Annotated in this window: 20 protein-coding genes and 2 tRNA genes; 10 read left to right on the top strand and 12 right to left on the bottom strand. The window is 39.3% G+C overall.

All coding sequences use genetic code 11. The annotated features are described in order from the left end of the window. Window positions 1-179 precede the first annotated feature (179 nt). The 7 genes from CRO54_RS13235 to rsgA all read left to right on the top strand — a co-directional run bounded on the left by CRO54_RS13235 (window position 180) and on the right by rsgA (window position 6,087). Window positions 180-710: a YceD family protein gene (locus CRO54_RS13235; protein ID WP_097132555.1), complete on the top strand. Its 531-nt coding sequence runs from the start codon at window positions 180-182 to the stop codon at window positions 708-710. A gap of 19 nt (window positions 711-729) precedes the next feature. Further along, entirely contained in the window at window positions 730-921 is a 192-nt protein-coding gene (gene rpmF, locus CRO54_RS13230; RefSeq protein ID WP_097132554.1) for a 50S ribosomal protein L32, read from the top strand. A gap of 92 nt (window positions 922-1,013) precedes the next feature. After that, the gene (plsX, locus tag CRO54_RS13225; RefSeq protein WP_097132553.1) at window positions 1,014-1,952 is read left to right on the top strand and encodes a phosphate acyltransferase PlsX; all 939 of its coding nucleotides are present in this window, start codon (window positions 1,014-1,016) and stop codon (window positions 1,950-1,952) included. 15 nt (window positions 1,953-1,967) lie between these two features. Beyond that, entirely contained in the window at window positions 1,968-2,963 is a 996-nt protein-coding gene (locus tag CRO54_RS13220) for a beta-ketoacyl-ACP synthase III (RefSeq protein ID WP_097132552.1), read from the top strand. A 144-nt stretch (window positions 2,964-3,107) separates the two neighbouring features. Beyond that, window positions 3,108-3,581 carry an acetyl-CoA carboxylase biotin carboxyl carrier protein gene (gene accB, locus CRO54_RS13215; protein ID WP_097132551.1) on the top strand — a complete coding sequence of 158 codons (474 nt, stop codon included), beginning with the start codon at window positions 3,108-3,110 and terminating at the stop codon, window positions 3,579-3,581. Between the two features lie 45 nt (window positions 3,582-3,626). Beyond that, entirely contained in the window at window positions 3,627-4,967 is a 1,341-nt protein-coding gene (gene accC / locus CRO54_RS13210) for an acetyl-CoA carboxylase biotin carboxylase subunit (protein WP_097132550.1), read from the top strand. A gap of 199 nt (window positions 4,968-5,166) precedes the next feature. Next, window positions 5,167-6,087 carry a ribosome small subunit-dependent GTPase A gene (rsgA, locus tag CRO54_RS13205; RefSeq protein WP_097132549.1) on the top strand — a complete coding sequence of 307 codons (921 nt, stop codon included), beginning with the start codon at window positions 5,167-5,169 and terminating at the stop codon, window positions 6,085-6,087. Between the two features lie 59 nt (window positions 6,088-6,146). Here rsgA and CRO54_RS13200 read toward each other — a convergent pair whose 3' ends face one another. The 3 genes from CRO54_RS13200 to era form a co-directional block, all read right to left on the bottom strand. Then, window positions 6,147-6,665 (bottom strand): GNAT family N-acetyltransferase, encoded by a 519-nt coding sequence (locus tag CRO54_RS13200; protein ID WP_205943990.1) that lies wholly within the window; start codon window positions 6,663-6,665, stop codon window positions 6,147-6,149. Window positions 6,666-7,731: 1,066 nt separating this feature from the next. Then, complete coding sequence (gene der, locus CRO54_RS13195) at window positions 7,732-9,033, bottom strand: ribosome biogenesis GTPase Der (RefSeq protein WP_097132548.1); 1,302 nt, start codon at window positions 9,031-9,033, stop codon at window positions 7,732-7,734. A gap of 218 nt (window positions 9,034-9,251) precedes the next feature. Then, window positions 9,252-10,142: a GTPase Era gene (era, locus tag CRO54_RS13190; protein ID WP_097132547.1), complete on the bottom strand. Its 891-nt coding sequence runs from the start codon at window positions 10,140-10,142 to the stop codon at window positions 9,252-9,254. Window positions 10,143-10,475: 333 nt separating this feature from the next. Here era and CRO54_RS13185 point away from each other — a divergent pair. From CRO54_RS13185 to CRO54_RS13175, 3 genes are all read left to right on the top strand, one after another. After that, a tRNA-Met gene (locus CRO54_RS13185) sits at window positions 10,476-10,551 on the top strand. A 34-nt stretch (window positions 10,552-10,585) separates the two neighbouring features. Beyond that, window positions 10,586-10,657, top strand: a tRNA-Glu gene (locus tag CRO54_RS13180). 246 nt (window positions 10,658-10,903) lie between these two features. Then, on the top strand, window positions 10,904-12,118 hold the full coding sequence (locus CRO54_RS13175; RefSeq protein ID WP_097132546.1) for a site-specific integrase: 1,215 nt from the start codon (window positions 10,904-10,906) through the stop codon (window positions 12,116-12,118). 514 nt (window positions 12,119-12,632) lie between these two features. Here CRO54_RS13175 and CRO54_RS13170 read toward each other — a convergent pair. From CRO54_RS13170 to CRO54_RS13130, 9 genes are all read right to left on the bottom strand, one after another. Next, the gene (locus tag CRO54_RS13170; RefSeq protein WP_138765829.1) at window positions 12,633-12,815 is read right to left on the bottom strand and encodes a hypothetical protein; all 183 of its coding nucleotides are present in this window, start codon (window positions 12,813-12,815) and stop codon (window positions 12,633-12,635) included. A gap of 389 nt (window positions 12,816-13,204) precedes the next feature. Further along, window positions 13,205-14,065 carry a DUF7281 domain-containing protein gene (locus CRO54_RS13165; RefSeq protein ID WP_097132544.1) on the bottom strand — a complete coding sequence of 287 codons (861 nt, stop codon included), beginning with the start codon at window positions 14,063-14,065 and terminating at the stop codon, window positions 13,205-13,207. Next, entirely contained in the window at window positions 14,055-17,729 is a 3,675-nt protein-coding gene (locus CRO54_RS13160; protein WP_097132543.1) for an ATP-binding protein, read from the bottom strand. Before CRO54_RS13160 ends, CRO54_RS13165 begins: the two co-directional genes overlap by 11 nt. Next, complete coding sequence (locus CRO54_RS13155) at window positions 17,713-18,285, bottom strand: condensin complex protein MksE (protein WP_097132542.1); 573 nt, start codon at window positions 18,283-18,285, stop codon at window positions 17,713-17,715. Before CRO54_RS13155 ends, CRO54_RS13160 begins: the two co-directional genes overlap by 17 nt. 1 nt (window position 18,286) lies before the next feature. After that, the gene (locus CRO54_RS13150) at window positions 18,287-19,486 is read right to left on the bottom strand and encodes a hypothetical protein (protein WP_171047909.1); all 1,200 of its coding nucleotides are present in this window, start codon (window positions 19,484-19,486) and stop codon (window positions 18,287-18,289) included. Window positions 19,487-19,516: 30 nt separating this feature from the next. Then, window positions 19,517-20,602, bottom strand: coding sequence for an RNA-binding domain-containing protein (locus CRO54_RS13145; protein WP_097132540.1), 1,086 nt, complete (start codon window positions 20,600-20,602; stop codon window positions 19,517-19,519). A gap of 66 nt (window positions 20,603-20,668) precedes the next feature. Continuing rightward, on the bottom strand, window positions 20,669-21,640 hold the full coding sequence (locus CRO54_RS13140; RefSeq protein ID WP_138765828.1) for a hypothetical protein: 972 nt from the start codon (window positions 21,638-21,640) through the stop codon (window positions 20,669-20,671). 6 nt (window positions 21,641-21,646) lie between these two features. Continuing rightward, window positions 21,647-23,626 carry a UvrD-helicase domain-containing protein gene (locus tag CRO54_RS13135; protein ID WP_097132538.1) on the bottom strand — a complete coding sequence of 660 codons (1,980 nt, stop codon included), beginning with the start codon at window positions 23,624-23,626 and terminating at the stop codon, window positions 21,647-21,649. Further along, a complete protein-coding gene (locus CRO54_RS13130) occupies window positions 23,610-25,451 on the bottom strand; it encodes an ATP-dependent nuclease (protein ID WP_097132537.1) in 1,842 nt (613 codons plus the stop codon). Before CRO54_RS13130 ends, CRO54_RS13135 begins: the two co-directional genes overlap by 17 nt. Between the last annotated feature and the right edge of the window lie 145 nt (window positions 25,452-25,596).

The following is a 25,596-nucleotide window of genomic DNA, read 5'->3' as shown; positions in this document are numbered from 1 at the left end:
AAGTGTAACGAGCGACGTAAAGCGTAAAGAAGGGCTGGCTTAGCCAAGATTTACCGACATTGTTTTTCAAATAATTTACGTCTGACTCTACAAGTGAATTTTTCTACTCCTCATTTTTCTAAAAACATTTTCATTTAAAAAAATAATTCATACCTTTGCAGGCTAAAATTTAGTTACAATTGAAAGCATTAAAACAATTTTCTATCCCCTTTACAGGTTTAAAATTGGGAAAGCACTCTTTCGAATTCGAAATAGATAAAAGCTTTTTTGATGCATTTGAGCATTCTTTAGTTAAAGACGGAACGCTTAAAGCTCAAGTTGAACTAGATAGACAAGAAACAATGTTGATTTTAGGTTTCCATATTGAGGGCGCCATACAATTAAACTGCGACACTTGCTTATCTGATTTTAAACAGCCAATTGAATTAAAGGAAAGACAGATTGTAAAATTTGCTGAGGCGATAGAAGAAGACGAGATTGAAGATTTAGAAATCATCGTTTTACCTAGAAAAGAGACAGCTATAGACGTTTCTGAATTAATTTATGAATTCATTACCGTAGCTGTACCTTTCATCAACAAATGTGAGCAAGCTGGAAAAACCTGCGATGAGCAAATGCTAAACACCTTAGACAAGCTAGCAGTAGGACACGAAGAGCAAGAAGAACAAAGTGACGACCCACGATGGGAAGCGCTGAAAAAATTAAAATAGCAATTAAAAAAATCAAGTAATGGCACATCCTAAACGCAAGATTTCTAAACAAAGAAGAAATAAAAGAAGAACGCACTACAAAGCTGAAGCGCCTTCATTAACTACTTGCCAAACTACTGGTGCGGTACACATTCCACACACAGCTTATAACGTTGATGGTAACCTTTACTACAACGGTAAATTGGTAATAGAAAACACTTCTATAGGTTAATTTTCTGAAAAATTTTTGTGTTTTCCGTTAGTTTAAGGTTAACTTAGCTTAATAGAAATATAGCCTCTGGCTTTAACACAAAAGATTTTACTATGAAAATAGGTCTCGATATTATGGGTGGAGACTATGCTCCCAAAGCAATTGTTTTGGGAGCAATAGCTGCCCATCAGTCCCTGTCTCCTAACGAGCATTTAGTGCTTATTGGCGATACACAGCAGATTAAACCGATACTTTCTGAACAAGGATTCAATCCGGATCACTTCGAATACGTACATACCGAGGAAGTTATTGGTATGGGCGAACATGCTACAAAAGCTATTCTTCAAAAACCTAATTCTAGCATCTCTGTTGGCTTCCAATTATTAAAGGAAGGCAAGATAGATTCGTTTGCAAGCGCAGGTAACTCTGGCGCTATGTTGGTAGGCGCTGTTTTCAGTGTAAAGCCAATTGCAGGCATTTCTAGACCTTGCTTATGTACTATTGTACCTAAGTTAAAAGGTGGCGCAGGCTTACTATTAGATGTTGGCGCCAATGCAGATTGCAAACCAGATAACTTATTGGAGTTTGGCGTTTTAGGTAGTTTGTATGCGGAGTACGTAATGCAAATTGAAAATCCGAAGGTGGCTTTGATGAACATTGGCGAGGAAGATGAAAAAGGTAACATGCTTACCTTAGCCAGTCATCGCTTGATGAAAGAAAAAGCATCCTTCAATTTTGTTGGCAATGTAGAAGGTAGAGATTTGTTTAACGACAAAGCTGACGTCATTGTTTGCGATGGTTTTACAGGGAACATTATGCTAAAATTAGCAGAATCGTTTTACGTACTTACTATCAAAAAGGGGCTTAAAGATGAGTTTTTTGATCGTTTCAATTATGAGAATTATGGTGGAAGCCCTGTATTGGGTGTAAATGCACCTGTTTTAATTGGACACGGTATATCGAGCCCTGACGCTGTGAAGAACATGATCTTCCAATCTCGGGATATGATTAATACTGGATTGGTAGGTAAAATACAAGCCGCATTCCGATAATTAAATAGATACAAAATGAGTAAAATTCACGCTGCTATTACCGCAGTTAATGGTTACGTTCCTGATTATGTTTTAACTAACGAAGAGTTAGAAACACTTGTTGAAACTTCAGATGAATGGATTACCAGTAGAACCGGTATTAAAGAGCGAAGAATATTAAAAGGTGAAGGCTTAGGCACTTCTGATTTGGCTGTACCAGCCGTTAACGGTCTTTTGAAAAAAAGAGGTATTGATGCTAAAGAAATCGACCTGATCATTTTCTGTACTACAACTCCAGACTTTACTTTTCCAGCTACGGCAAACGTGCTTGCTGATAAAGTAGGTGCTACCAATGCATGGGGATACGATTTACAGGCGGCCTGCTCTGGTTTCCTTTTTGGTTTAACCACAGGTGCCCAATTTATCGAATCGGGTAAACATAAAAAAGTGTTGGTAGTTGGTGGCGATAAAATGTCATCGATTATTAATTACGAAGACCGCACTACTTGCATCATTTTTGGTGATGGTTGTGGCTGCGCATTATTAGAGCCTAACGAAGAAGGTTTTGGTTTGCAAGATTCTATCTTAAGAACCGACGGCTCGGGAGGTAAATTCTTAGGTATGAAAGCTGGCGGATCAGTAAGACCTGCAAGCCATGAAAGCATTGACGCCAAAGAACACTATGCACATCAAGAAGGACAAACCGTATTTAAATTTGCCGTGACCAATATGGCAGATGTTGCTGCAGAAATTATGGAAAGAAATAGTCTTTCTGCTGATGACGTAGCATGGTTAGTGCCTCATCAAGCTAATAAACGCATTATCGATGCTACCGCTTCTAGAATGGGTGTAGACTCAGAGAAAGTAATGGTAAATATTGAGCGTTATGGCAATACCACTAACGGTACGATTCCTTTATGCCTATGGGAATGGGAAAGCCAACTTAAAAAAGGTGATAATATTATTTTAGCCGCTTTTGGCGGAGGTTTTACTTGGGGTTCGGTTTACCTTAAGTGGGCTTATAATAGTTAGTTTTTTGGTTAGTTAGATGGTTAGCTGTTTAGTAGACTATATTACACTAAACAACAAAAAAACCAAACACCTAAAAAACTAATAAAAATCTTACCTTTACTAATTCAAATAGACACAACAATAATTTAACATAGCAAAAAGAGAATGGATATTAAACAAATTCAGGAACTTATAAAATTTGTTTCTCGGTCGGGAGTGAATGAAGTTTCTTTAGAGCAAGAAAACTTTAAAATTACCATCAAAACTAACCAAAATCCAGTTTATGTAAACGCAGCAGTACCTGTGGCAGCTCCAGTTGTAGCAGCACCGGTAGCACCAGTTGCGGCGCCTGCTCAAGCAGCACCTGCAGCAGCAGCAGCTACAGAAGACACATCTAAATACATTACGATAAAATCTCCAATGATCGGTACTTTCTACCGCTCTGCAAGTCCAGACAAACCTTCGTTTGTAAACGTTGGTGACGAGATAGGTACTGGCAAAGTAGTATGTATCATCGAAGCAATGAAATTATTCAACGAAATCGAAAGCGAAGTTTCTGGCCGTATCGTTAAAATCTTAGTAGACAATGCGTCTCCAGTAGAATACGACCAACCGTTATTCTTAGTTGAACCTATTTAATTAGCAAATTAATCAATTAGCTAATCAGCTAATTAAGGAGAAATTATGTTTAAAAAAATATTAATTGCCAACAGGGGCGAAATCGCTTTGCGTATTATCCGTACCTGTAAGGAAATGGGCATTAAAACCGTGGCAGTTTACTCTACAGCTGATAGAGAAAGCTTACACGTTCGTTTTGCCGATGAGGCTGTTTGTATTGGCCCACCGCCAAGCAAAGATTCTTATTTAAGTATCCCTAACATTATATCTGCAGCAGAATTGACTAATGCAGACGCAATACACCCTGGTTACGGTTTCTTGTCTGAAAATGCGAAGTTTTCTTCAGTTTGCCGTGATTACGGGATTAAATTTATTGGTGCTACTCCAGAGCAAATCAATGGCATGGGCGATAAAGCTTCGGCTAAAGAGACCATGAAAATTGCTGGCGTACCTACCATTCCAGGTTCTGAAGGCTTATTGGAAAACGTAAAAGAAGGTATTAAACTAGCTAACGAAGTAGGTTATCCGGTAATTTTAAAAGCTACAGCAGGCGGCGGTGGTCGTGGTATGCGTGTAGTTTGGAAAGACGAAGAATTTGAGAATGCATGGGACAGTGCTCGTCAAGAGTCTGGCGCAGCTTTCGGTAACGATGGTCTTTACTTAGAGAAATACATCGAAGATCCTCGTCACATTGAAATCCAAATCATTGGTGATCAATTTGGCAAGGCTTGTCACTTATCAGAAAGAGATTGCTCTATTCAACGTCGTCACCAAAAATTAGTTGAAGAAGCCCCTTCTCCTTTCATGACTGAAGAGTTACGTGAAAAAATGGGAGAAGCTGCCATTAAAGGAGCCTTGGCTGTTAACTACGAAGGTGCTGGAACAGTTGAGTTTTTGGTAGACAAACACCGTAACTTCTACTTCATGGAAATGAACACTCGTATCCAGGTAGAGCATCCAGTTACGGAAGAAGTAATTAACTTCGATTTGATTAAAGAGCAGATTAAAGTAGCGGCAGGTATTCCAATTTCTGGCAAGAATTATACGCCAGATATGCATGCTATCGAATGTCGTATCAACGCAGAAGATCCGTTCAACAACTTCCGTCCTTCACCAGGAAGAATCACGAATTTCCACTCACCAGGTGGCCATGGTGTACGTGTAGACACACATGTTTACGCAGGTTATCAAATTCCACCTAACTACGATTCGATGATTGCTAAGCTAATCTGTGTTGCACAAACTAGGGAAGAAGCAATTTGTACTATGGAACGTGCTTTAAGCGAATTTGTAATCGAAGGTATTAAAACTACCATTCCATTCCACTTGAAATTGATGAAAGACCCTAACTTTAGAGCTGGTAACTTTACCACTAAGTTTATGGAAACTTTCGATTTCGCGGATTAAGAAATATTAAAATCTAAAGAAGATGCCTCGACAAATTGTTGGGGCATTTTTATTTTTAAAATGAACCACCTTAGACACCTAAGAAAATCTAAGTTTTTAAAATGCTTTAGCCTTAAGTGTGCTAAGGTGCCTAAGGTGTAAAATATAATGAAGCGAAGGCTTTCAACTTTCAACTTTCAAAGTTACCTTTACCCAAAATATGCAGGGATTAGTTATAAAATCTACAGGGAGTTGGTACCAAGTTTTTGCCGAAGATGGCAATACCTACTCATGCCGTATCAAAGGGAAGTTCAGGATTAAAGGCATACAAACCACTAATCCGATTGCTGTTGGCGACCAAGTAGGTTTTGAGCTAGAGCCAAACGCAGATACCGGTGTAATTGATAAGCTGCATGAACGTAAGAACTATATCATCCGTAAGTCGATTAACCTAAGCAAGCAATCGCAAATTATTGCCGCAAATTTAGACCAAGCTTTTTTGATTGTAACCCTTGCCTCGCCGCGTACCTCATTAGGATTTATCGACCGTTTTTTGGTAGTTGCCGAAGCCTATGATATTCCAACCTGTTTGGTATTTAACAAGCTCGATTTATATAATGAAGATGGCTTAGCTATATTGGCTGATTACAAATCGATTTACGAAAACATTGGCTATCCTTGCTATGAAGTTTCGGCGCTAGAAGGCACAAATATCTCGCAAATTGAAGCACTGCTTAAAGACAAGACCACATTATTTTCTGGTCACTCTGGTGTAGGAAAATCTAGCTTAATTAATGCTATCCTCCCCGACTTCGAATTGAAAACTGGTGAAGTAAGTGAATGGAGCGACAAAGGTCAGCACACTACTACTTTTGCCGAAATGCACCATTTACCTTTTGGGGGTTATTTGGTAGATACGCCAGGAATTAGAGAACTGGGCATCGTAGACATCGAAAAAGAAGAACTGAGCCACTTTTTTGTAGAAATGAGAGATAGATTAAATCAATGCAGGTTCAACAATTGCAGACACATTAATGAGCCCGGCTGCGCCATTATTAAAGCGGTGGAAGAAGGAGAAATTGAGCCTTCACGTTATGATAGCTATCAGAGTATTTTTCACGGCAACGACACGAGAGCTTAATCAGTTTTCAGTTAGCAGTTTTCAGTTAACCGATTAAGCAATCCAAACAGTTAGCCAATCTACAGTTCAATTTCAAACAAGTTCAAAGTAATGCCTTCATAGTGTTTAGGTAAGCCACTGTTTGGAGCTATTTTAATCTCTCCAACATGATTAAAGCCACAACCAGTGTAATACTTCAACAAACGCTCGTTATCTGCCCAAGTATCCATGCGAATGTAATCTAATGGCGTTGTTTTACTATATGCCCTCGCCCAATCGATAATTACTTTCACAAAACCGTAACCGCGATATTCGGGGTGGGTGACGATACGATGAATGTAAACCGCAGCTTCGTCATCTTTGCCTAACCAAATATGAGGGTCGCTATAAGTTACTGCAAATATTGCCGCAACTTTGCCGTCAACCAAGATTTTGTACTGTCTATTTTCAGCAATTTCCTCTTTTACCAATTTTCTATCAAAACCTTGCCATTGTTTCGGTGAAACTTTTTTTTGATGTTCGATGGCCAAATCATAAAAATCGAAAATGGTATCGATATCATTTGGCGTACTGTTAACCACCTGAATAGAACTTTGCATAGCGTAAAATTAAGAATTGTTTATCAACAAAACTCTGAAGATTGCTATTATTATGGGTTTTTAAATCAACATCAAGTCCGAAAGACTGCAATTATTATAGGTTTCAAAAACCGCAAAGCGGTGATATCAATTCAAATATTTTTTGAAGCGCAGTTACAGTAGTTTTATTGATGCAAGTCCTTCTTTTCGCTATATTTCAATCTCGCTAGCGCTCGTTTGAAGATGCCGCTACAATAAGGACTATTTAATGTAGGCTTGTGTAACTAAAGCCCCTCATTGCGTTCAAAGTCGGTACCCACCGTAAAGACCACATCGTGGTCAAATGTCTATAGCAAATTATAGGTTATTATGCGACCCTGTAGGGGTCGAACACAGAAAACATATGCTTGCTTAATGATTCGAAACCTTAGCCTTCTTTAACTGATTAGTTTATAGTAGCAAAGACTTTTGTAAAATAAACCTGATGGCAGCGGAAATACTTTTTTGTCCTTCTTTGTTAAACTTCGTAAGTTTTGAAAACTTACGAAGTTTCGATTTGTACATGCACACAAAAGCTCCTCATCACGTTCAAAGTCGGCATCCACTAAAAAGACCACATCGTGGTCAAATGTCCATAGCGGATTACAGGCTATTATGCGACCCTGTAGGGGTCGAACATAGAAAACATATGCTTGCTATAATAATTCGAAACCTTCGGCTTCTTTAACTGATTAGTTTATAGTAGCAAAGACTTTTGTAAAATAAACCTGATGGCAGCGGAAATACTTTTTGTTGGCTTCCCTTAAATAACCTATCATGCTGAGTTTATCGAAGCATCTGTTTCCTATGAAATATCCTTCGACAGGCTCTGGATGACAGAAGTGGTCAACAAAAAGATTACAGCGTACAGCAGGACTGATGTTGCCCAAATGTATTTATGTTGATTTCAAATCCCGATCAAATGAGATTGCTTCGTCGTACCTCCTCGCAAAGACGGGATGTATAGGAATTAATGAAATTGTATTTTTAAAACCCTCTCTCCTGATAAATCGGGATCTCTCCCTAAGATGGAGAGAAGGTGTTATGCTTATTTCTGTCTGAAGAATATTTGAATTGGCACTCCAGAAAAATCGAAGTTTTCACGAAGTTTATTCTCTAAGAAACGTTTGTAAGGATCTTTAATGTACTGAGGTAGGTTACAGAAAAACGCAAACATTGGCGCTACACCATTGATTTGAGTGATATACTTAATCTTAATGTATTTTCCTTTTAATGCTGGCGGCGGGTAGGCCTCGATAATTGGCAATAACACATCGTTCAGTTTAGAAGTAGGAATTTTCTTGCTACGGTTTTTCTGTACTTCAAGCGCTTTCTCGATAGATTGGAAAATCCTTTGCTTATTTAAAACCGAGATAAAAATAATTGGCACATCCGTAAATGGTTGCAATTTGTGCTTAATCTGCTCCTCAAATTCTTTAATGGTTTTATTGTTTTTCTCAATTAAATCCCATTTATTCACCAAAATCACAATCCCTTTTTTGTTCTTCTCTGCTAAGTGAAAAATATTGATATCCTGCGATTCGATACCTTCCTGAGCATCTAGCATCAACATCACTACATCAGAATCTTCTAAAGCCTTAATGGTACGCATTACCGAGTAAAACTCGATGTTTTCTTTTACCTTGGTTTTTTTACGCAAACCTGCAGTATCAATAAACATAAATTCGTGACCGAACTGGTTGTAATGGATATGGATAGAATCTCTAGTAGTACCTGCAATTGGCGTTACTATATTCCTGTCTTTACCAATTAGGGCATTAATTAAAGATGATTTACCCACGTTTGGTCTACCCACAATGGTAATTTTCGGCAGAGCATTTTCCTCTTCCGGAATATCTTCGAAATGCTTGATTACTTCGTCTAACAAATCTCCAGTTCCAGAACCAGTCATTGAAGAGATGGTATGGATTTCGCCTAAGCCAAAGCTATAAAAAACAGAAGATTCATTTTCTAAAGCCGTGTTATCTACTTTGTTTACTACCACAAAAACAGGCTTTTTACCCTTGCGTAATAAATCAGCAATGTCATCATCCAAATCGGTAATACCTGTAGTTACATCAACCATAAAAATGATTACTGTAGCTTCTTCGATAGCAATGACCACCTGTTCGCGGATAGCCACTTCAAATAAATCCTCAGAATTTGCTACATAACCACCTGTATCAATTACAGTAAATTCTCTGTTGGTCCATTCGGCCTTACCATAATGTCTGTCGCGGGTCACACCACTAAAATCATCAACAATAGCCTTACGACTTTCTGTTAATCTGTTAAAAAGGGTTGATTTGCCTACGTTTGGTCGGCCTACAATGGCGATGATATTACTCATTTCTTTATTTACGATTTTGGATTTACGATTTTAGATTTGATGACCATAAGCCGAAAAAAGTAAAACCGTCTATATATCAAAACCCTTATTTAGGGTTTGAACTTGCAAAAGTACGCTTATTTTTTGATTAAAACGCAAGGAATAAGGAACAAAGCGAATAGCATCTGCAGAACCACAGAAACCAGTAACCCTCCCATCAAATTTGCTAATCAGCTAATTTAGTTGTCGTAGCCGAAATTTTTCAGGTAATTCTTTTTACTTCTCCAGTCTGGAATAACCTTCACAAAAGTTTCTAAAAACACTTTACTGTCTAAAAACTTCTCGATGTCTTTTCTAGCTTCCATGCCAACTTTTTTAAGCATGGCACCACCTGTTCCGATTAGAATATTTTTTTGAGAATCTCTTTCTACTATAATTTCAGAGGTAATGCGAATCATCGGCCCACTTTTGGTTTCCTCTTCTTTAAATGAAGTAACAATCACCTCGGTGCTGTACGGAATTTCCTTTTTATAGTTAAAGAAAATCTTTTCACGGATAATCTCTGAAACGAAGAAACGTTGACTGCGGTCGGTTAATTCTTCTTTATCATAATACGCTGGATGTTCTGGGATATTCTCCAAAATCATCGGTAAAATACCATCTAGATTATACTTGTGCAATGCCGAAATTGCATAGATATGCTTTGGGTTCAATTTTTCTTGCCAGTAAGCAAACTTTTCATCAACCTGTTCTTGTGTAGCATTATCAATTTTATTGAGCAATACCACCAAAGGGATCGTTGTATTCGTGATTTTTTTCAAAACATCATTTTCATCATGCTTCTCATGTATATCTGTTACGAATAAAATTAAATCAGCATCGCTTAGTGCACCACTTACCGCAGACATCATCGAATCTTGCAAACCATAAAGCGGTTTAATAATACCAGGAGTATCAGAAAAAACAACCTGAAAGTCTTCTTCGTTTACAATACCCAATATACGGTGACGGGTAGTTTGCGCTTTTGGAGTAATGATAGATAGCTTCTCTCCCACTAATGCGTTCATCAAAGTAGATTTACCTACGTTTGGTTTACCGATGATGCTTACGAAACCTGCCTTGTGTGCCATGATATTTTGATAAGGGTATTAAATAATCTGCAATAATACGCAAAATGCTACTTATGGCAGTTATACGGATTGCTTTTTATTTCGAGGCGAATTTTGAGTTATCATTTTCTATTGAAAACACATTCCATCGACAATAAGTTATCATAAAACGCAGCCGATATATCTAAATTTCATCATAAAAAATGACCCTGCACCTGTTTTTGGAGGTTTCCGAAACTTATTTCAACTTTTTTTTCAAAAATATTTGCATTACCAAAAAACGTTCCTATCTTTGCATTCCAATTCGGAACAAGTGTTAAGGATTTAACGAAAGAAAAAACGAATTGTATAGAGTGCGGGGTGGAGCAGTTGGTAGCTCGTCGGGCTCATAACCCGAAGGTCGCACGTTCGAGTCGTGTCCCCGCTACCAAATAAGAAGTTGAAATGACACTTCTTGATTTAATGGCCCGTTCGTCTAGGGGTGAGGACGCCAGATTTTCATTCTGGAAACAGGGGTTCGATTCCCCTACGGGCTACACATTTTAATATCAAAACGTTTAAAAGGCTGTAAATTTAAGATTTACAGCCTTTTTTACTTTATGTGCAGTACAAAATATCCACGAATTCTCATAATATGAGTGAGTTATTCAGTGAGTCTACTTCAACAAAAACAGACTCACTAAAAACGACCTAATTCGCTGGTTAACAAGAAGTCCAATAATAGAACATCTTGATTACGTTTGACCGCATTGCTAGTTTTGTTTCACCTTAAAGACTAGATTATGAGTCAAAATTATTCTCTTCATTTTTTCCTAAAGAAACCAAAGAACTACATCAACGGACCAAAGTTTGTCTATATGCGTATTACAGTTAATAACAGTATTACAAAAGAGGCATCAGTTGGAAGGATGTGTGACCCGAAAGATTGGATTTCAAGCGCCAACCGGGTCAAGGGAACTTCTGAATCTGCAAGAACGCTGAACAGTTATTTAGATGCCATCAATAGGAAAGTAGAACAGGTACACACCAATCTTAAAAAGATGGACATGCAAATTACTGCTGATACCATCATGAATATGTATTTGGGAAAGGAGGAAAAGCCAAAATCTCTGATGCAGATATTTGCTGACCACAACAAAAAAATGGAAGCATCTATTGGAAAAGGTTTTAAGGCTAACACACTAAAGGGCTACAAATCTTCAGTTATACATTTGACCGCTTATCTGGAAAAGGATTACAAGACCAGTGACGTCGACATTAGAAAGATTGATCACGCGTTCATTACTGGTTATGAATTCTATTTGAGGACGGAAAAAGAAATCAGTGATGTATCTGTAGCAAAGTACATGAAGCATTTCAGAAAGATTGTCAATTTGTCTCTTGCTCATCGCTGGATAGAATACAATCCTTTCGTTTTCTACAAGAATAAAGCGAAGGCCAAGGACAAAGAGTTTCTGTCAAAGGATGAATTGTCTGGAATTGCGGATAAAGAATTCGGGATTGAAAGACTGGATCGGGTAAAGGATATCTTTCTGTTCAGTTGTTACACGGGCCTATCCTATGCAGATGTGAAGAAGCTGACACGCTCGGAAGTCAAAATAGGCAACGATGGCAAGCTTTGGATTTTTACCAATCGGGAAAAGAATGAAATTGCATCCAAGGTACCGCTATTAGCTATACCAAAAAAATTGATGGATAAGTATGAGGATCACCCAAGCTGCAGGTTGAAAGGCATGGTTCTTCCTGTATTGAGCAACCAGAAAATGAATAGTTATTTAAAGGAGATTGCAGATCACTGTGGCATCAAGAAAAAACTTACATTTCACATTGCTAGACACACTTTTGCGACAACTGTAACACTGAGCAATAATGTACCCATTGAGACTGTATCGAAGATGCTGGGACATAGGGATCTGAAAACTACACAACATTATGCGAAGGTGCTAGATGCTAAAGTTGGCAGTGATATGGCTGAACTAGAGGAAAAATTGCGATAGTGCTTCAGCCCTACTCCGGATCGGTACTTAGGGTACCAAAATATACAAAATCCTTTTTTTTAAAAAAGAAAACAAGGTTTTTGTTTTTCAGACAATCCAAAATTTCCATGTTTCTAGTGAGTAATTCGTGAACTCATGCTCCTTCACGAGACAAAAAGTTGCAAAACAGACAGTTATACGACTAAAAACTATTTAACTCATTGAACATCTTGATCAAAATTTAATAATAGAGCATTCTATTCAATGATTGCCGCGAAATGATGAATATTCCTTTTGATTAAGGCCTCCGACACCTAGTCTCCGAGACACGTATATTCCGCCTCTACGCCCGTTTAACCGACTTGCTAATTAACCTGTATTAACAAACTTGTCAATAAACATCGAAAGGCCTCAGTACATTTGTATTAGCCACAACATAAATGTAGTAGCCTTTAGATATGGTATTATTCGTCAAAATTGTGTGGTGGTCTTTATTTTGCTATAATAACCTTGCATTTCTGTTATATAAGTCAGTTTAAAAGCCATAAAAGTTATTGGCGGTGGGAAACTGTAACATAGCGCTGTCGAAATTCTTGGGTATATTATTTTCAGAAAATAGACGATTAACACCTGTTGATTGCATGGCTTCATTAACCACCTTAGTGCCAACAACTGCTTTAAGTACCCGCGCAATTTCTGACAAGTCACCATTTTTCATCACAGAAAAATATTCTTTTGCTTTGGTAAACTAGGCGTAAAAGTTATCTTCCTTAACTGGAACTTCTGGCCATTTATCTGCAAACTTTCAACATCGTTCACAGGATTTCCAACTCATTTAATCATTACGTTATGTAATCCCGAAGTTCAATTAATGAAGACATCCCGTCAAGGATGTATAGTAGTGCAGTAACAATATTGGATCTTTTTGATAGGCCTTTGCCGCAAGAGCGGTAGTAATAATAGATATTGGTTTCCGCCATACATCATATAACGATAGCTCCTCAAAATTTGCACTGCGCTTTAATGGCTTTGTTTGTAACATGCTCAGTGAACGATTCCACTGATTGTATTCAAAATCACTCTTTCCTTTCGATTCAATTAAATTAATCAAAACAGTGCAATTAGTGCTTCTTGCTCCAAGGCTTTTTTATAGATATGCATAAGCCTAATGAGCTCTATAATGCCAGCCTCCTCTATCTCGCTGATGTCAAAACTGGGTTTTTGCCTGTCATAGAGTTTTCTGCTGCCATAACTTAAAATAAGTGATTCAAGATTATCTGGTATAAAAAACTTAGCCCGGCTACCGAGCGTCCGCTTATATTCATTTAGGTAAATATTCACGCCAGCAAAATCAAAATCCCCATAATGCAGATAATCGTTGGGGATACCCTGAAGCCATTTCAGCAAATCCTTACTTTGATTTTGCGGATATCGGCTTACAAAGAGTGGAGACATTCCTTCAAACAGCGATTTTTGTAGAGATATGCAGCTAAAGTTTTCGGCATTCTCAACATTAACGATCACTACACCAGCATCTGGAATGAAATTTTCATAGCTGTGGATAAACTGGAACGTTCCTGCCTGGGGGTGGATTGTGATTTTCTTTCCATCCAGCAAAGCTGCAATTGGCATATAGCTATTCACCAAAAAACCCTTGAACGTTCTAACCGCCCTCAGCTTTGAATCCGATGCACTCCGGGTAAGCTCTGCTCTGGATAATTCTTCTTTTCTAAAAACTGCGGCATAAGCACTGAGATCCTCTATTGCGTAATGGTTGCGCAAGAACGCGGTTAGCGCCGCAGCGTCTGCAACATAGAGCAGGCTCTTAGCACGTCCTTTTCTCTGCTCCAGGATAATGCCTTCCGCTATAAGTTCAGAAATTATTCCAGAACGAAGCGTACTGGCCGGCAGGCGTTCTCCCTTAGCTAATCTCAATAATTTATCTGCTAATGCGCCACTAATTTCCATTGTCTACATTATTGGTAATTAACCTCTTTATAACCGTAGCATGCCTGCTATCTTTATTGAGCAGATAAGTGTGCTTATAATCAACCGCATTGTATGAAGTTGGAGAGCTATTTATCAATACGATATTACGGTCGTTTGCAAATTTAAGGATGCCTCTTACATTATTTGGATGCAGTTTCCCTATCTCATCCATCATGCAATGAAGCCTGAAATCCTTGAATTTTCTAGAAGCATTTTCCTTAAACACGTTTAGCAGCATAATATTGATCATCGCCTTCACCAACACGTCTGTACCCTCTGAGCCGACATTGGTCAATTTTTCTACCCAGCCGCTATCATTATCATTTTCTACAATCTTAAACTGTAGCTCAAAAGTATCCGAAAGGGTCACCTTGCTCTGCTTCGAGGCGGTAATCTCTGCTGCAAAGCTTTTAAGGTAACTTACCGCCTTTTTATTGTTCTGGGCAGAATCGCTATTACTGAAAAGATTTGCACCTCCCAAACTGGCCGCATATTCATCATTGAAAATCCTGATTTCCTGGAGCAAGACAACCAGTTTACTCATGCTTTGCGACATCCTAAGCTCTATTTCCCTGATTACTCCTGCAAAATTACGTTCCATAAAATCGCGGTTGATATCTGAAATCACCTTACTAATTATATGTTCCTTAGAAACCAGCTCCGTGGTCTCTTTTCCAACCTGAAGTATCAGGGCTGAAAAGAGCTCATTTGTACGTTTCTCGTACTCGTCAATTTTATTTTCTTCCAAAAACTCGCTCAGGTTTTCTGCAAAACGAAGGTAATCCAGCTCATCGGCAAGGCTGGTCTCAAAGCCAAAAATATTTCCAGCAGAAAAATTGCTCAGAAATTTATTTACGTTTCCCCGCAGCTCATTCATCCGCAAGCTGGACTCGTTTACTTTTTCGTATATAGATGCAATAAGCCTGGTCAAGCGCAAGCTTATCTCCGTTTGCTTTCCTAGAATGGGTGTATCTGCGCTGAGCATGAGGTATACATCAGTTTTACTAAAGTTTTCAAAGTCCTCGAGGTCTTCAGTCATTTCACGTAATTCCACCTCCATAGCCGAAATAAGCAAATTCAACGCATTAACACCTTCCTGAAGCTTAAGCTTTGCATTCTCATGGCGCTCCTGCTCAAGGGAAAGTTTGCCCTCGGCTAGTTTTTTCGTTGACTTGAAATCATCCACATGATCAAATAGCTCACGTTTATCCTTGTTATATTCTGCTACCCTATCCCTGTTGCTATCGATATAGTCAAGTTCCTTATTTATTTCAACCAGCTCTACCTCAATTTCAGTAATGCGCTTGACATCTGCTCCCTCTTTTTCCAGATCCTCTTTTTCTTGGCCAGAAATCTGCTTTTTACGGATTTCAACTCTAATCTTTTCTGCATCAACTGCAACTTTTATAGCCTCTAAGACCTGGCTAAGCTCTCTGTCTTCGGCCGAGAGCTTTTGGTCTCTTTCCCGCCGCTTATCATCAAGCTGCTTTTTTATATTTTTTTCTATTGTCTGGACATGTTCATCGACCAACAATTTTTCTTCGCCAGCCTGTAGTATTTCCGCCTTGATATTCGCTAACTCTGCCTTTTGTTCTGTTTCGGATTTTCTCCTCCAGTCATCACGATCAAGTATCGATTTTTCCCTCCGTTCATTGAGCTTTATCTCATCGTATTCTCTTCGGGCGTTCAAATCCTTTTGTGTTTTTATCTGTGGCTGATATTTTCTTTTTAGCTTTTCATTCTCTGCGACCTGCTGTTCTGCCAGGGAAGCTATCGATGTCTGGTGCGCAATAATCTGCTCACCTAGCTGTTTTATTTCCTGCTCGTAGTCAGCAATGGATTTAACATCCGACTCTAAGGAAGAAAGATCAAGCTCAATCCCGTAAAATAGATTTGCATCCACTGAAACATGTTTTGGTGACAGCCCAGACTTGAACAATACTGACTGCTGGTTTATGACCTTACCGATGTTATCTTCCCATCCGGGCTTATTTTCATGCAGCCATTCGTAGAGCGAATTACGGCTGGATGCGATGAGTGTTTTATATTCTTCAATCTTTGTGTTAGCCTTGGCAATCTGTTCATCAAATCTATTTCTTTGTGATAAAAAATCAACATCCAGACTTTTCTCATCCAGGCTCCAGCTTTTCTGTAGCGATTCGATCAGTGATTTACTGCTGGTCTTCTCTGTTTTTATGGCAAGTAATTTCTGGTCAGCATCTGCGATTAACCGATTCTCAGTGGAGATTTCAAGCTCGAACCATCTCTTTAACTCTGCTTCTTTTTTCTTTAGTTCTAATCCGTATATGGCATCCTTCTTTTCATTTACCAACATCTGTGCATTTACCTTGATATCGGCATGCTCAAGTTCTATGTCTGAGGCAATTTTCTCGTATAGTCTCCTAACATCATCTTTCGTCCGGTAGGATGCTGATTTCCGGTCGTTTCCCTCACTGTTTTTTTCATTGATAAACTGGTCCAACTGATTGCGCAGCTGAAGGAGCAATGCTGCGTATTTATTTGTAATCTCTTGGTATAGAAATGAAAGCGTGTCGCGTTCGGCCTGGATATTGGCTTTTTTATTTTCCCATGAAGACCTTTTGGCCACACGTTCGATTATGCCGGTTATATTTATCCTCTGATAATCTTCACTTTTGCGTCTGGCATCTGAAAGCCTGGCATCCATCAAATTTATCTCTTTTACTATTTTACCTTTCTTTTCCCCGAACTTATCATCGGCTTCCTCTACTTTTTTAACGGCCAATACCTTTTTTTCTCTCTGCTGATCAAGCCTTTTGACCAATCCCGGATGCGCCTGTTCCAGGGCTGCGTGCGAGCTTATGAGTGTTTGCAGGAGCTGCTGCTTTTCGTTTGATAAAAAGCCCACCGTCTTATGTAGCGATGATATGTTTGCTGCCAGCAAGCGTACAACAATCTCACCGGATTTATTCTTTTCTGTCCATTTTCCTATATCGGCGAGCTGCTGTTCAAAATTTTTTAGATGCAAGGCATACTGATCGAGATCAATGCTAACGTCCTCTTCATTGAGCGACATAATAATTGTCTGCTTAATGAACTCGGCCTCCAGCTTAGAATTTAGAAACACGTTCTGTATCGTTCGAGGGAGATTCTGGTAGGATTTACTCTCGATTAGCGCATATTTTTTAAACTGTGGCTGTAGACCCCTATTATTCCCATACAGAATATCCCTGTATTCTTCATATCGTTCAACTTTTCGGCTATAGGCAGCAACGCCTGAGAAGGTATTGCGGACCTTGTCCCAGACCATTGCCTTATTGTCCTGGCCGATGAAATTGTTTCTATCATAAGCCCCGTCGATAAACCTGAACGCTGCTCTGCCCTGGGATTTATACGCCAACACGCAATATGCGCCCGTCTCTGTAACCACCTCATAAACGATAAACGAATTCCCATGTGGCAGATAGTAATCATCAAAGGAACGTTTTCCCTTTTCTATACCAAGCCTTAGCTTATCTGCATTGTAAAAAAACAAGATAGCCCGGAGACAGGTACTCTTACCCACGCCCTGCGTTCCTATAAAGTGCACGTTTCCGGCAATACCAATCTCGGCGTATGCGATATTGGCACTATTGATAAACACAATCTTATTGAGGTATCTCATTCTGTATTTCTTCAGGGATATTAATAATTAGCACTAATTTTTCCAGGTAAGCGAACGAGGCCAGCGTCTTATACTCCTGGGATATATCATTTTCAATCTCGATGAAGTTGTCCTTTTCCAGCATATCTAGTACTTTTTCCATAATATCAGAATGCTTATCCTTACCTGAGGTGTATTTTTTAAGGCCTTCCAACTTACTTTTTAGATCCGCATCGACACTTAACCTTGCTAGAATATCTGCTGCTCTAAAGCGCATGCCTGAACCAAAGCTGATATCAAATGTTTTCAGAAAATCTATGACATCAATCCATTTCATGACAATCTCAAGCTTACGCTCCACTTCTGCCCTTGCTTCCGAGCGTACAAAATGGTAAAATTCATCGCCCTCTTCTAAAATCATGTTTATTCCCGCGAAATACTCATAATAGGCATCAAAGTCTTCGCTTATCGCCAGGTAAAGCTTTCGGATGTAATCTTTGGTACTATTCGAGCAGATGAACTGACCCTTGCTCAGAATTTCGAATACTTCGGCGGATTGTTTTGGTATTATGCTCATATTATGCGGGATATATCATTAAATATTCTGTTTCCTGTTTGACCTGGTAGCTGTCCGTAAGGCGGAAATGGGCATCGTACTGGGAGACCAGCTGGCAGTATACCGTTAACCGTTCCTCAAAGCTAAGCTCCATCCCAAAATTATAGGTTTGCAAAAAATCAAACAGGTTATTACTTCCGGCCAGAAAACTATTCTTAACCTCCTCGAGATTAACCTGAGGAACCTGCTCTGACTCTGAATCCATGTATTCGCTAAGGTCCGTATCTGCAACAGATTGTTTTATTCCCTTACCAGACCTTTGACGAGCGTGAACTTTTCTGATCAGCTCAAGGCTATTATCATCGCCCTGCAACTGGTCTAAGGAAAGCTTTAGCGAATAGGCTGGATTGGGCTCGAACAGTAAGGGGTTTTCAGATCTTAGTACCTGCTCGATATTGGTCTTCGTTCGCAGCTCAAACTGGTCTTTAAGGTATTTGAGCTGGCGGATTTTCTCCACCATCATATTCTGTGCCCGGAGCCTGTTCAGATATTCTATAATCTGCTTCTGATTATCGATAAGGTTATGACGGCAGGTATTAAGCTGATTCTTTAAGATATGAATGATCCGCTGCAGTTCTTCATCTGTTGCCACTTTAAAAAACGTCTGTTCTTCTTCGCCCGAGATGAGTTTATCTGTAAGATTTATAAGGCTTGAGATATAATTTCGCTTTATATCCAGGTGTTCCAATTTGGCCTTCTTGACCTTATAATTGGGTTCGTTTTTAAACGTATTGTCTATATTCCTCTTTAAATCGACTACATTACGGATTGCAATGACACCTATTTTACGCAATGCATTCTTAACCTGCCTGAGGTAGTTATATCGCCTGGTTTCACTGTTTTCCTGGAGGTAATAGACGATATTCTGGTGGATGGCCAGTAAATTTTCATTGATATACGATACATTGATATCTTCATTTACCTCCAGTATCTGCTCAAAGAATTGAAGGAACTGGTCATCGAGTTCCAAAAAACGTCCATTTTGACGTAGCACGGCAAATTCAATAAGGCTTGAGAGCTTATCCTCATTATATTCTACCAGCTCCAGGGCGTGGTCGTATTTATAGGATAGCTGTTTACGCTTTTCGAATATCTCGCTAATGAGCTTCTGCTCCCGGCTGAGCATGCCCAACAATTGTTTTATGGATGAAAATGTTTTCAATTCTATCTAAGATAAGTCTACGGGAATATATCAGGTGGAAAACAGCATTTTATAAAGCTTTTTAAGATTTGCATCACTTAAGTCTTTCAGCGAAGATATAGGGGTTTTGAGCTTTAACTTATTGAAGGCGAAATCAAAGAGATTTTCCTTTTCCATATTCCAATCGCTCCTGGACTTTGCATAGATGCTTGAATACATCACGTTTTTCCATGCCTGGTTGTTATGCTTTCGCAGGATGGGCCGATGCCGGGAAGCGATCTGTGACTGTAGCCACTGCATACATTCCTCGAACTTATCTTTTGGTAGCAAGGTGTATTTCGTAACATTGAATCTATTCTTTATCCCGCTCCAGGTTGTGGCAAAAAAGCGTCCTTTCTCTGTACTTGTTTTGAACTTACCTGCACTATCGTGTATGCTAACTATCTCCTCGACTTTATCCTTTATCTGCTTTGCCTGCTCATCTGTGATATGCATATCCTTATCATAGACTACCTCTGTAATCTGCTGAACTTTGGCGGTGGTGATGATGCTGCCATAATTCTGGGCAATCTGTTGGATATGTTTGCCTTTTGCTTGTTGTTTGACCACTACTTTAGGCTTATGTTCCACTTCTGCAAGCATGGTCTCTTTATACATTTCTCTAATGTCCTCTGGTTTGGCGGCAAATACCGAGCTTCCTTTGCGGATATAGGTCAGGCTTTTTTTATCTGCGACCACATAGTAGGGTTTCTCTACTCCTTTTGCTACCTGTAGCAGGACTACCTTTAACGATTCATCTTCATTTACCGGTATCTGGTGCAACTGGTAGCTAATGGTTTTATCTACCAGGTCATTGAGAACATTGCCGATCCAATCCTCTATCTTCTGATTGCCCATTTTAACTTCGATACCGCAGATTTCCTGCGCTTTTTCATCGATACCAAGGATGATAAGACCGCCCTGGGCATTGGCCATGGCTGAAACATCCTTGGCAAATTCTTTATTCTCAATCTTTCCATTTTTGTCTTGCGATAACTGGCGCTTAAGTTCTAGAGTTTCGCTCTCTACGAGATTACCTCGATAGAAAAGCTCATTGATGTCTTTGAATGTAATGGTATTTATATCCTTCTGGAGCATTATGATTTTAAGGTTTATATTGGTATTTCGAAAATAGTAATTTAGCCTGAAGATTGACAAGGGGCTTTAGCCTCCAGAATCTTCCACAAGAATTTTTAAGGTTTGGTGCAAGCGCTTCCAGAAATCAAAAATAAGCTCTGGCAGTATTTCATTGAGCTTGATCTCCTGGTCAAAAAACCTTTTCCTGTTCTTATGTGTTTTGATGATGCCGTTTTCAAAATCCGGCAGTAGGATAAATTTTTCTACCATTATACTGGACTTAAACACCTGAAAAACCTTTTGCACATCTTCAAATGAAGCATTATGAACAATTTCATTGCGCAGTGTCTGAATCATTTTAATATTCACCGAATCGGCGAACAATGTATCAGGCTTTCCATTTAAGCTTGTCCGTCTCGCATCCCCGAAAAGAATTTTAGCTGACTTAATCTTTTTATATGCAATATAATTATCATCCATCTGTTCCATCTCGTAACAGATTTTTGTGATAAAATCAAGCTGGCTATACAAAGCTATGAATATATGATTAACGGAGGTAAACAACCGGGTCACCATAAGACCTGATGCAAACATGACTGTATCCTGCTCAAAAGGTTCTGGCATTAACATAAAAGAATTTTCATTCAGCTCCCTATAAAACTCGCCCATTAAATGTCTGACCTCTTGTACGCTATTCTGTAATGAGCCTATTAGCGATGAGACATCATAATAATATAGAAATTTACAGGTGAGCGCATCAGCATTGGCGATGAGTTTTTCAAACTCCTCCTTTGAGATTTTGATGTCAGAATCTATGCCTGCCTTAGAAATCCATAATGGAGCGAATGGTAACTGATCGTAATAGCGTTGCTGGCTGCCAAATACTTTTTCTGCCAGAAGATTTCTTAAATAAATCGCTTGACTTTCAATATCCAAAGTCAAATCATTCTCCTTCAGTACAAAATCAGATGGGCCTTGGGTTATCCAGAATTTATTCTCTTTTGGCTTATCGCTTGGCAGCCCGTTTGTATTATAAAAAATCATTTCTCTAAGGTTCAAAATAAACTATTTGGCAGCTGCCAAAGCTGGTTTCTTAGGTTTGGGCACAATGATTACCTTCCAACGATCCATATTTGGTTTTCCGTTATACAGCGCGTCGAAATGCGACTTATGTATGGCGAAACCCAGCAGATGCGTAGCTCTTGAAAACCCAACATAAGTCATTTTTAATGACTGCCTGATAAATTCATGTGCACCTGCAGCCAGCGGGGTTCCCTGCAACTGATCTGCAACTCTGGAAGACTCGTACTGTCCTTTGCCACCTACGTTGATTTGATAAAAACTCTCCATATAAAGGGTGCTGGTATGTGTCTGTCCCTTTACAGCGTGTACCGTTGCCACATCGATTTGGATTCCGTTTTTGACAAAGCAATTGCTTTTTTGCTCTGGGTCTTCTTCTGATGTAGTAACAACTGGCACATGTTTTTCATCAATAAAGGTTTTTGATTTCTTGATTGTCTTGCCGAGCTTGGATAGCACCTCGGTTGCTAGCTTAATCAAGGACTTTAATGCTTCGCTTTTTTTCTGTTCTATGTTCAGTGCTGTTATCTGATAAAGCTGGAGCTTGAAATCTCGGTAAAATCCCGAATGTTGCTCTTTAATCCAATCGACCAGACTTCTTTTTGTAAATGAGCGGCCTGTCCCTGGATTTACAACTTCTTCCAACCTTAAAATTCTTAATATCCCATTGAGCGCGCTCTTTCGAATCGAGGCTAGCTTGCTAGCATCCTGCTGATGATAATGTAGGTAGGCTTCCAAACATGGGTAATTGATCTTAAGCTTTGCATGATCCTTGGAAAAACTACCATGGTAATGATTAAGTTTTATCATGTTCGCACTATCTCCTGGTTTCGCTGCCGTCCAGGCAACTGCCTTATGCACGTTATCACTAGCCAGATTTATTTTTCCCTCGTCTACAAGCCTTTTGATCTCATCTGCAAAACAGGATATTACCTCGCTAACTGTATCATTTTCATATACCAACATTACCGGTCTTATGTCAATTGCTGAGCCATCAGTATTGGTCTTATTTCCAACCACAGCTATGGGGCTCAATGCAAGGGATTCTACAATGCAGGCTGTGGCTGAATGTAGCCTATGGCTTCCATTCAGCTCCTTTACATTCCGTTCTTTCCAGATATCGAGCATCTCCGACTCAGCATTGAAGATGGCCTGGTTCTTATCGCCAATACGCTGATAAGCGACTTCTGCGGCGTCCCCGAATAAGGTTTCAAGCAGATCATACTGATGCCTATCCATATCCTGCATCTCATCGACGAAAACATAACTGAAGCGTTTTCTTAAGATATTGATAATCCCTGGGAATTTCTCGAGGTATTCCTGGGCAAGGATATATGCATCATCAAAGCATAAAAAGCCACTTTCTCGGAGTTCTTGTTTAATTGACAATATTTTTTGATAAGTCCCTGATGTTTCAGGGAAAACAAATGGTTTGTTTTCCAGCTGCAAGGTCAACTTGCCATCCTTTCCCAATCTATATTTATATAATAATTTTTTGCCATCACCTCTATTATTGAGATATGCTGAAAGCTTATAATCAGGAAAGTGGTTTTCATCGTAAATCTCATCATCTATACGAACAGGTCTTCTGTGATATACTGATTTATAATAGGGCACTGCCAAAAATGCATCAACAAATCCCTGTATTGTACCAATAAAGTTTGGATAGGCGAATAGCCTCGGGCAGACATGTCCAATATTGCGCCTTATCTCATCGACTGCGGCATTGGTATGTGAAATAACCAATACTCCAGACCTATCTGCGAATGGAAGGTGCTGTTCAAGAGCGATAAGCTTTGCCAGCAATGCTGTGGTCTTTCCGCTACCGGGTACAGCATGTAGGTCATGGGTAGATAAATCCTTCATAAATGCTACCCGTTCATCATCAAAGCTTTTTCCCTGTGGAAGCAGATACTTTTCTGCCAACTTCACCTGATCATCTGTGATCTCAATTTCCTGAGGCATGTTTGATAGCTTTAATTATATAATCTATTGCATCATTTTTGCCATCTGCTTCATTTATATCTTTTAAGGGCGATGACGTTCTCCCAGGATCTATTTCCAGTAGATTAAGTAAAGTTTTCGCCAAAAGATAGGCTATCTCGGTTTTATCGAGACTCTTTACAATAAGCTTTTCTGCGAGTTTCTTCTCAAAATCTGTTGCCCAATCTGTTTTGCTATGTACCTCCTCTGCTGTTTGTTTGAAAAGCGCACTCATACATGCGGACTTAAACAGGCTGTACTCTAAGGTCCAATCGTCTGCGATAAAATATTTTACGTTTTCCTCTGATTTATCTATTGCCGTTTTCTTTGCAGTTGTTTCAGCTGTTACCGTAGCAGCATCCCTTTTTTGATAATCATAGGTAGATTTGCCCTTATCATCTAGAACAGGCTTTCCTGCGCCATCAATAATCAGATTTTTCTCATAAGTCCTGATATCTACATCAGTAATGATGGATACTGGTATCTCGATCAATGGCACGGCTTTTCTCTGGAATATCTTTGCAAACCGCAGATAGGCCGTACTGCCCACATTGATGATGGAAACTCCGCATTCTGTAAGGTCTATTCCTATTGCCGAGGCAATAACGGGCACCAGGATTTCCTCTGCCCAACCTTCTACAAGGATTATGCCCTTTGAGAAGAATAGGTTTGCTTTAGTGGTATCAAGAAATATCTCAAGGAATTTATAATCATCCTTATCCAGTTTTGTAAAATCATGCCCCAAAGGATACGCCGTCCCTTTATGGCACATGATCAGGTTCTCTAGCGGTATCTTTGATCCTATATTTGGACTATGTGTGGTAAAGATGAGCTGCATATCATTAGAATGGGATTTCAAGGTTTCTACCACCTGAAGCTGAACCTGTGGATGGAGATGAGCCTCTATTTCCTCTACAAGTCCCAGGCGCAGTCCATCCCAGTTCCCTTTTTTCAGGTGCAGTAGCTCTGATGCTATACATAACAGGTTATGACTGCCCAGTCCCAGGTTATAGCCATCTTCAAAAAGCAGGCATAAGGACTCTAGAATGCTTTTTAGATCTGAAGAAGTCATCCTAAAAGCAGTACTCTTTTTAGAGAACTGGTTAAGATAGGTGTCCATTACCTTTTTAACTTCTTTCCCCAGAAGGTCGCTAGCAGGAAGGTCGCTGCCAGCAGCATCCTTACCCTTGAAATATTCGGTCACCTCTTTATTTAGCGTCTGCGCAAGCCCGATTAATCGGTGTGTTTTTTTATCGCTGAAGGCTGCATGGGAATAAAGTATCTGTGAAAGGCGGGAATTTCGTTTCGGGGATAGCTCACTTTTAGCATCTCGAAGGGGCCTGAGGTATGTGGTTCTTAGCATTTCCTTTGCCTCGGCTGTGAGTATATGCCCGGTGTCATCGATGCCTGCCTTAATATCAGAGGGTATTATTTTGCCATCCCTTCGAGAAATATCGTAATAGACTGTAAGATATGGCTTCCCGCCTGAGTCTTCGATAACCCAATCTAGCCACTCTGCGAAGTGTTTGGCTTCCTCATCACTCATCCCTTTAAAGCGGCATTCTATCCTTAGGCGATGGGCATCCTTAAAAAAATCTTCGTCTTCGATTTTTATCCACTCGGCACTATGTGTTTTTAGTACCATTTTAATAGCATCGATAATAGCCGTTTTCCCGGAGTCATTTTCGCCAATCAGTACATTGATACCATCCTTGAAATCAAGGGAAAGATTAGGCTTAGAGTGGTCAAAGGTTCCATCGGCACCAAAGATCCTAAAGTTCCATAATTTAAGATTTGTTAAGAACATGCATAAGTTATATAAGAGGTTAATTAAATAAAATTAAGCAAAATTTAAATAAGAAATTGATACCTGAATACGGTATCCCGTATCTATTTCTCTAAATTGGTTGATATTACTAAAGAATAAAAAATTATTATTTTTACATCACGAG

This window comes from Pedobacter xixiisoli (assembly GCF_900215335.1).
Taxonomy (GTDB): domain Bacteria; phylum Bacteroidota; class Bacteroidia; order Sphingobacteriales; family Sphingobacteriaceae; genus Pedobacter; species Pedobacter xixiisoli.
The sequence above is the reverse complement of the archived record's forward strand: the minus strand, read 5'-3'. Positions and strand labels throughout refer to the sequence as shown.

Coding starts and splice junctions, on each gene's coding strand:
- rpmF (WP_097132554.1), top strand. CDS start 730: ATGGCACATCCTAAACGCAAGATTTCTAAACAAAGAAGAAATAAAAGA.
- CRO54_RS13200 (WP_205943990.1), bottom strand. CDS start 6,665: ATGCAAAGTTCTATTCAGGTGGTTAACAGTACGCCAAATGATATCGAT.
- CRO54_RS13160 (WP_097132543.1), bottom strand. CDS start 17,729: ATGAGATACCTCAATAAGATTGTGTTTATCAATAGTGCCAATATCGCA.
- CRO54_RS13145 (WP_097132540.1), bottom strand. CDS start 20,602: ATGCTCCAGAAGGATATAAATACCATTACATTCAAAGACATCAATGAG.
- rsgA (WP_097132549.1), top strand. CDS start 5,167: ATGCAGGGATTAGTTATAAAATCTACAGGGAGTTGGTACCAAGTTTTT.
- der (WP_097132548.1), bottom strand. CDS start 9,033: ATGAGTAATATCATCGCCATTGTAGGCCGACCAAACGTAGGCAAATCA.
- CRO54_RS13155 (WP_097132542.1), bottom strand. CDS start 18,285: ATGAGCATAATACCAAAACAATCCGCCGAAGTATTCGAAATTCTGAGC.
- CRO54_RS13135 (WP_097132538.1), bottom strand. CDS start 23,626: ATGCCTCAGGAAATTGAGATCACAGATGATCAGGTGAAGTTGGCAGAA.
- era (WP_097132547.1), bottom strand. CDS start 10,142: ATGGCACACAAGGCAGGTTTCGTAAGCATCATCGGTAAACCAAACGTA.
- CRO54_RS13220 (WP_097132552.1), top strand. CDS start 1,968: ATGAGTAAAATTCACGCTGCTATTACCGCAGTTAATGGTTACGTTCCT.
- accC (WP_097132550.1), top strand. CDS start 3,627: ATGTTTAAAAAAATATTAATTGCCAACAGGGGCGAAATCGCTTTGCGT.
- CRO54_RS13165 (WP_097132544.1), bottom strand. CDS start 14,065: ATGGAAATTAGTGGCGCATTAGCAGATAAATTATTGAGATTAGCTAAG.
- CRO54_RS13175 (WP_097132546.1), top strand. CDS start 10,904: ATGAGTCAAAATTATTCTCTTCATTTTTTCCTAAAGAAACCAAAGAAC.
- CRO54_RS13130 (WP_097132537.1), bottom strand. CDS start 25,451: ATGTTCTTAACAAATCTTAAATTATGGAACTTTAGGATCTTTGGTGCC.
- plsX (WP_097132553.1), top strand. CDS start 1,014: ATGAAAATAGGTCTCGATATTATGGGTGGAGACTATGCTCCCAAAGCA.
- CRO54_RS13170 (WP_138765829.1), bottom strand. CDS start 12,815: ATGAAAAATGGTGACTTGTCAGAAATTGCGCGGGTACTTAAAGCAGTT.
- accB (WP_097132551.1), top strand. CDS start 3,108: ATGGATATTAAACAAATTCAGGAACTTATAAAATTTGTTTCTCGGTCG.